Source organism: Burkholderia sp. Ac-20379 (genome assembly GCF_017104645.1).
Lineage (GTDB): Bacteria > Pseudomonadota > Gammaproteobacteria > Burkholderiales > Burkholderiaceae > Burkholderia.
The window spans coordinates 1-6611 of record NZ_JAAGPF010000367.1; the positions used below are offsets into that span (position 1 = coordinate 1).

Consider the following 6611-nt stretch of genomic DNA (forward strand, 5'->3'; position numbering starts at 1 on the left):
TCAGGCTGGCGTGCGCGGTGCGCCCGACGTGCCACAGCTGCGCGACGATCCGCCCGCCGCGTGCGTGCACGGCGTCGACGATCGGCCGCCAGCCCTGCGCCTGCGCGTCGGTGTACAGCCCCGGCGCGCCGAGATAGCCGCGCCCGGCGGGCGACACCTCGGTGGCCTCGCCGACGATCAGGCCGCCTTCCGAGGCGCGCTGCGTGTAGTAGTCGAGCATCAGCGCGGTCGGCACGCCGGTGTCGTGATCGGCGCGCATGCGCGTGAGCGGGGCCATCACGACGCGGTGTCCCAGTTGAATCCTGCCCAGCGTCAGCGGGCTGAAAAGTGCGTTGTCCATACGAATCGGTTTCCGTTCGGAAGTGAGGGCGTGGCGGGGATCAGCCGGCGGTCTTGCCGCCGTCGACCGTGACGATCTGGCCGGTCATGAAGCTGGCGCCTTCCGAGGCCACGAACAGCACCGCGGCGGCGATGTCCTTCGGCGTGCCGATGCGCGCGAGCGGCACCATCCCGGCCAGCGCTGCCTTGCGTTCGGCCGTGCCGGTGAAGCGGTCGAGCATGCCGGTGTCGGTCGGGCCGGGCGCGACCGCGTTGACGCGCACGCCGGCGGCCGCCACTTCGAGCGCGGCCGATTTCGTGATGCCTTCCACCGCATGCTTGCTGCCCGCGTACAGCGTGGCGTAGGCCGCGCCTTCGTGCCCGTAGGTGGAGGAGATGTTGATCACGCTGCCCGCGCGCTGTTCGATCATCACGCGCAGTTCGTGCTTGAGGCTCAGCAGCACGCCGAGCACGTTGGTGTCGAACGTGGCCTCGTAGCTGTCGGCGCTGATTTCGGTGATGGGGCCGGGCGTGCCTTCGGTGCCCGCGTTGTTGACGGCCACGTCGAGCCGGCCGAAGCGGGCCACCGTCTGGTCGACCAGATAGCGGACTTCGTCTTCGTGGCGGACGTCGGCCTGGATGAACGTGGCTTGCGCGCCCAGCTCGCGCAGTTCGGCTTCGAGCGCCGCGCCTTCGGCCGCGCGCCGGCCGGACACGACGAGACGCGCACCGGCGCGGGCGAATTCGAAGGCGGTGGCGCGGCCGATGCCGGTCAGCGCGCCGGTGATCAGAACGATGGGGCTGCTCATGGAAAACTCCGGTAAGGTATCGCTCGAACGCATGGGGTGCCTGCGTCGAGCCGAGGATGTATGCGACGACAGGAGCCAATTTAGGGGCTGCTTGCGGCCTTGAAAAAGACTTAATAAGCTGGATGGCATGCTTGCCAGGCATGGGGTGAAGGTATGGAGCTACGGCATTTGCGGTATTTCATCGCGGTCGCGGAGACAGGCAGCCTGACCGAGGCGGCCGAAAAGCGGCTGCACACGTCGCAGCCGTCGCTGAGCCGGCAGATTCGCGATCTCGAGGATCAGGTGGGCGTCGCGCTGCTGAGCCGCAGCGCGCGCGGCGTCGAATTGACCGAGGCCGGCCGGGCGTTCATCGATCACGCGCGGCTCGCGCTCGCGCAGGTCGACGCCGCCGTGACCGCGGCGCGCCGCGCGGCGCTGCCGCCCAAGCCGCGCTTCGCGCTGGGCTTTCTGACCGGCCAGGAAATGAACTGGCTGACCGACGTGATGCATCTGCTGCGCGAGCAGTTTCCGAACATCGAAGTGACGGTGACGAGCGACTACTCCACGGAGCTGGCCGCCGCGTTGTCGCGCGGCGAACTCGACGCCGCGTTCATGCGCGCCGAATCGGGCTACGACCTCGCCTACCGGAAGGTCGGCGAGGAGCCGCTGATCGTGCTGATGCCGAGCGACCATCCGCTGACGGCGCAGCAGGCCGTCGATCCGCAGGCGCTGCGGCACGCGCCGTTCATCGCGATGGCGGAAAAGGCGCAGTTCCTGCGGCAACTGATCGACGCGTATCTGGCGGAACAGGGCGTGACGGTCGAGGTGGCGCAGAGCGTCGACAACCCGGCGATGGTGATGTCGCTGATCGCGTCGCTGCGGGCGCTGACGCTGATTCCGGCCTACGTGCAGAACCTGATGCCGTGGTCGGTGGCGAGCCGGCCGCTGGCGGGCGTGGCGCCGACGGTCGAACTGGTGGTGGGGTTCAGCGCGGGGAATGCGTCGCCGGTGCTGGCGGCGTTTCTGGCGAAGCTGGAGGCGTTGGCGGCGAGGGTGGGGACGCGGGGGGCGTGAGGCGGCGATCGAACGCCGCGAGGGCCGAGGCGGGATCCTGCGATGCGTCCACGCCCAGCGGCTTGGCGCGCATCGCAGGTTGGCGCGTTATTGCGGCGCTTGCTGGCCTTCGATGGCCTGCCGGATCGCCGCGGGCAGCTTGGCCGCGGCGTCGAGCGACGCGCGATCGGCGGCGAGGCCGAGCTGATGCTTGAATTCGCTGTATTCCGCGTGGCCGTGTCCGCTGACCTCGGCCTTGCCGATCGTCTTGCCGTCGAGGTCGCTGATGGTGCACACCAGCGTCACGGAGAAATCGGTGGGCGGCCACGTGAGCGCACTCTGCGACGACGAGGTGGTGACGATTCGCGGCTTGATCAGATAGCTCAGGCCCTTGGCGCGTGCGCTGGCCGCATCCGGCTCGGTGCTGAGCCGCTCGACGTTCTTGAAAGTGCGCGTCAGCGCGAGGTAGATCGGAAACTCGAGATCGCGGTACGGCTTGTAGGTGACTTTGTCGCCGCCGCCGCCAGGCGTCGTGACGTCGCGCTGACGCATTTCGTCGGTCACGATCAGGCCGACCGATTTATCGATCTGCTCGACCGCCGGGGTGACGGCCAGCGCTTTGGTATCCGTCGAAATGGTGATGGTGTGAGCGCAGCCCGACAGCGCCGCGATCGTCATCGCGGCAATAAACAGCCGTTTCATGGTGAAGCCCTTGTTGTTTTATTGAATGGATTTGACGAAAACCGGATCGGCATAAAGCTGCGCCAGCAGACGCCCGACGATATGCGGATAAGCCTCGATGGCATTGCCGATTGCAACGGCGCCCATGAAGGACGATTTCCATTGGCCGCTGGCGGTTTTCACGCTGTCGTAGACGACCTGATCGCCGCGGCGCACGATAAAGCGCGCGGAAATCGTCGCTTCGCCGCGCGAGAATCCCGACGAATCGACGTCGTTCTTCAGCAGCGTGCCGCTGACTTCGACTTGCGCGGAAGGCGAAATCGCGCCGGACACCAGGAGTTCCTGTTCCATGGCGTTCGACAGATACGCGCCGAACGAATTGCCGACCGGCGAGCGCATGCTCGCCGCGCGCAGCGGAACCGGATAGGGATTCTCGTTGCCGGGTTTCGAATCGAACGTGCGAATCCGCGTTTCAAGCGGCCCCGCGGCATGCAGCGTTTGAATATTATCGATCGACGGCGTGTAATTGGCGGCGTTGATGGATGCGCAAGCCGTCAGCGCAATCGGCATCATTGCGCCGAACAGAACACGTAAAGATGGCATTGGGCCTCTCGCTTTTTGTAGTGTATTTTTTTGCGTAACGGTGAGTGGTTATCGCAGCGCGCATATTACGCAAATCGCATCGAAAATCAAAGCGCGCCGCGCGACCTTCAAAACCCCACTTCCCGCTGTAGCGCCGCCGCCACGAACCGCACCCCGCTGCCCAGATAACTCTCGCGCCCGGCCCCCAGTTGCGCCGTGCCCGGCAGCTCGCGCCCGAGCCCCGGCTTGCCGTCGCACGCGCCGAACCGCACCTGCCAGGTGGCCTGCAACGGCACGAGCTGATGCGTCCTCGGATCCTGCTCGGCCGGAATCGGGCCGCCGTAGGTGCTGGCCACGGTGGGTTCGTCGAGCGTGGCCACGTTGACCTTGTCGATCGCCTCGATCTTGCAGCGGCGCGCGGCCAGTTCGGGCAGGTTGGCCACGAACGTTGCCGTTTGCCCGGCGCGCAGCCGCGCCACGTCGTGTTCGTCGACGTAGGCGTCGCCCTTCACGGCGCCGGGCGCCACGATGTCGTACAGCCGCTCGCCGCGCGGCAGCCAGGTGCCGGCCGCCTGCGCGTCGTCGTTGGCCTGCACGGTGCCGTCGAACGGCGCGCGAATCGTCAGTTGCGCGATTTCGGCGCGCAGGCCGTCCACCGTCTGCCGCGCCGCGTCCCAGTGCTTCACGAGCGCGGTGCCTTGCTGCTGCAGGCGGTCGTCGAACGATTGCTGGTCGACTTCCCAGTGCAGCCGCGCTTCCTCGGCCGCGGCGGCGGCGAGCTTAGCGTCGAGATCGGGCGAGACGAGCACGGCCAGCGTCTCGCCGGCCTTCACGTGCTGCCCGTCGCGCGCGGGCGGCGGCGTGTCGGCCAGGTAGCCGGGCTCGACGGTGTACAGCCCCTGCGCGCGCTCGGGCGCGAGCACGGCGGGCGCGCTCACGCCGGCATGCCAGGGCAGCACGAAGAACGCCACGAGCGCGGCGCCGATCGCGGCGCTGCGGCGCGTTTCGCGGCACCAGCGCAGTTCGTCGCGGCGCTGCCAGCTGTGCTGCGCCTCGCGCCATACGGGCCGTACGATGAACCAGCCGAACTCGATGCAGAACAGCAGCATCCCCAGCACCTTGAAGAACGCGTGGTAGATCACCAGCGCGATCGACATGAACACCACGAGCCGGTACAGCCAGGTGGCGAACGAGAACGCGATCAGGAAGCGCCGCCGCTGCGCGCTGCACGGCTCGGGCTGCGGATCGCCGAAACCGAACAGCCATTCGCGCATCCACCAGCGGCCGATCGCGAACGCGCGGTCGTGCAGGTTCGGCATGTCGAGCCAGTCGGACAGCAGGAAATAGCCGTCGAAGCGCATGAACGGGCTGGCGTTGATGCCGAGCGTGGCCACCCAGGTGGTGGTGGCGAGCAGGAACGCGCCGGCGCGCAGCGGCCCGTCGGGCAGCAGGCTCCAGGCCAGCGTGGCGAACGCGGCCAGCGCCAGCTCGCTGAGCATGCCGGCCGCGCCGATCCGCAGCCGTTCGCGGCGGTCCTGCACCTTCCAGGCCTCGGTGGTGTCGGTGTAGAGCACCGGCACCATCACGAGCAGCGCCACGCCCATGGTGGGCACGCGGCAGCCGTTGCGCTCGGCGGTGTAGGCGTGCCCGAACTCGTGCAGCACCTTGGCGAAGCCGAGCGCGATGCCCACGCCCACCAGCCCGCGCCAGTCCGCGTAGTTGTGGAACGTGTGCAGGAATTCGTCCCAGCGCCGCGACACGAGGAACAGCCCGAGCAGCGCGACGGCGGCCACGCCGTACCAGAACGCGGGCTTGAACGCGAACGCCACGTGGCGCGCGGTGGCGCGCAGGAACGGCATCGGATGCCACAGCGGGATCCGGATCATCAGGTAATGCTTGAGCAGCCACATCGCGCGCGACACGTGATGCGCGGCTTCGTGCTGTTCGAGACGCGCGGTGTCGGCCGAGCTCGCGCTGACCAGCAGGTTCTGCTGGCGCAGCATGCGCAGCAGCGCCTCGAGATCGTCGAGCGTGACGGTGAGCGTGGTGTCGCGGTTGACCGCCTCGACGATCGCATGCGGATCGTCGAGCGGCCAGCGCGACAGCAGTTCGAACGCGGGCCAGCCGATCTGGAAGAAGCGGTTGGCGGCGGGGTCGTGCAGCATCCAGGTGGGCGCGCCGTCGGGCGTGGCGGCGCCGGGCGAGAGCGTCAGTTCCTGGCGCAGCGGCGGAAGTCGGGACATGGTGCGAACTCTCGACTTACCAGCCGAGCCACTGGCGGGCCAGCGTCAACGGACGGCGCAGCACGTAATAGATCGCCGGCACCCACGGCCCGCGAATCCGCGCGGTGCCCATCGCGCCGAGCGGCGCATGCGCGTCGCCGGCGTCGAGCGTGGCGCGCACGCGGTAGGCGAGCACGCCGTCGGGCGTCGGCTCGGCGCGCCAGGCCACCGAATCGATGCGCGCGTCGTAGCTCGACAGCGGCGAGCTCTTCGGATAGAGCGTCAGCACCGTGCCGGGCTTGACGTCGATGTTGTCGGCCACCGGCAGCCACGCGGTCACTTCCACGTGATCCGGATCGGCCAGCACGAGGATCTTCTCGCCGACGGCGACGGCCTTGCCGGTCCACTCGTTCGGATCGCTGAAGATCGCCACGCCGGCGCGCTGCGCGCTGACGCTCACGCGCGCGAGCTGGCGCGCGGTGTAGTCGAGCTCGACGCGGCTCTGGTCGAGCTTGCCCTGGCGCTCGGCCATGTCGAGGCGGGTCTTGTCGTCGGTCACGGCCAACTGGGCCGTCTGACGGAATTCTTCCTGCGCGGTGTCGAAATCCTTGCGCGCCACGGCGTAGCGCGACTGCAGCGTGGTAGCGTCGAGGCCGAGCAGCGGCGTGCCTTTCTGCACCGGCTGGTTCGGCCGCACGTAGAGGTGGTCGATCACGCCGTCGAGCGGTGCGCGCACCACGAACGGATCCTTCGGCGTGACCTCGGCCGGCGCGAGCACCGTGAGCCGCACCGGAATCACGCACGCCACGGCCACGCCGATCAGCACGCGGCGCTGCTGGCGGCCGGGCTTGAGCAGCGCGCGCGCGCGTTCGCGCCACGAGGCGCGCGGCGCGAACGATTCGAACGCATGCGCCCAGACCTGGCCGAGTTCGGTCAGCAGGGCGGTGTCGGTGGCCGTCCACGAGAC

6 protein-coding genes and 1 pseudogene are annotated in these 6611 nt (G+C 68.6%); 1 reads left to right on the top strand and 6 read right to left on the bottom strand.

Annotated elements, in window-relative coordinates; genetic code table 11:
• Nucleotides 1-340: pseudogene (locus G3N92_RS29055) on the bottom strand (alkene reductase); the annotation flags it as partial.
• Between the two features lie 40 nt (nt 341-380).
• Nucleotides 381-1127: a glucose 1-dehydrogenase gene (locus G3N92_RS29060; protein WP_206131023.1), complete on the bottom strand. Its 747-nt coding sequence runs from the start codon at nt 1125-1127 to the stop codon at nt 381-383.
• Nucleotides 1128-1280: 153 nt separating this feature from the next.
• Here G3N92_RS29060 and G3N92_RS29065 point away from each other — a divergent pair, with 153 nt between their 5' ends.
• Nucleotides 1281-2180 (top strand): LysR substrate-binding domain-containing protein, encoded by a 900-nt coding sequence (locus G3N92_RS29065; RefSeq protein WP_206131024.1) that lies wholly within the window; start codon nt 1281-1283, stop codon nt 2178-2180.
• 87 nt (nt 2181-2267) lie between these two features.
• On the opposite strand, the gene G3N92_RS29070 is transcribed toward G3N92_RS29065, so the two are convergent.
• From G3N92_RS29070 to G3N92_RS29085, 4 genes are all read right to left on the bottom strand, one after another.
• Nucleotides 2268-2861 (bottom strand): hypothetical protein, encoded by a 594-nt coding sequence (locus tag G3N92_RS29070; RefSeq protein WP_206131025.1) that lies wholly within the window; start codon nt 2859-2861, stop codon nt 2268-2270.
• A gap of 18 nt (nt 2862-2879) precedes the next feature.
• On the bottom strand, nt 2880-3239 hold the full coding sequence (locus G3N92_RS29075; RefSeq protein ID WP_206131026.1) for a hypothetical protein: 360 nt from the start codon (nt 3237-3239) through the stop codon (nt 2880-2882).
• A 311-nt stretch (nt 3240-3550) separates the two neighbouring features.
• Nucleotides 3551-5665: an HlyD family efflux transporter periplasmic adaptor subunit gene (locus tag G3N92_RS29080; protein WP_206131027.1), complete on the bottom strand. Its 2115-nt coding sequence runs from the start codon at nt 5663-5665 to the stop codon at nt 3551-3553.
• Nucleotides 5666-5681: 16 nt separating this feature from the next.
• On the bottom strand, nt 5682-6611 hold a 930-nt coding region (locus G3N92_RS29085; protein WP_206131028.1), incomplete at its 5' end, for an HlyD family efflux transporter periplasmic adaptor subunit.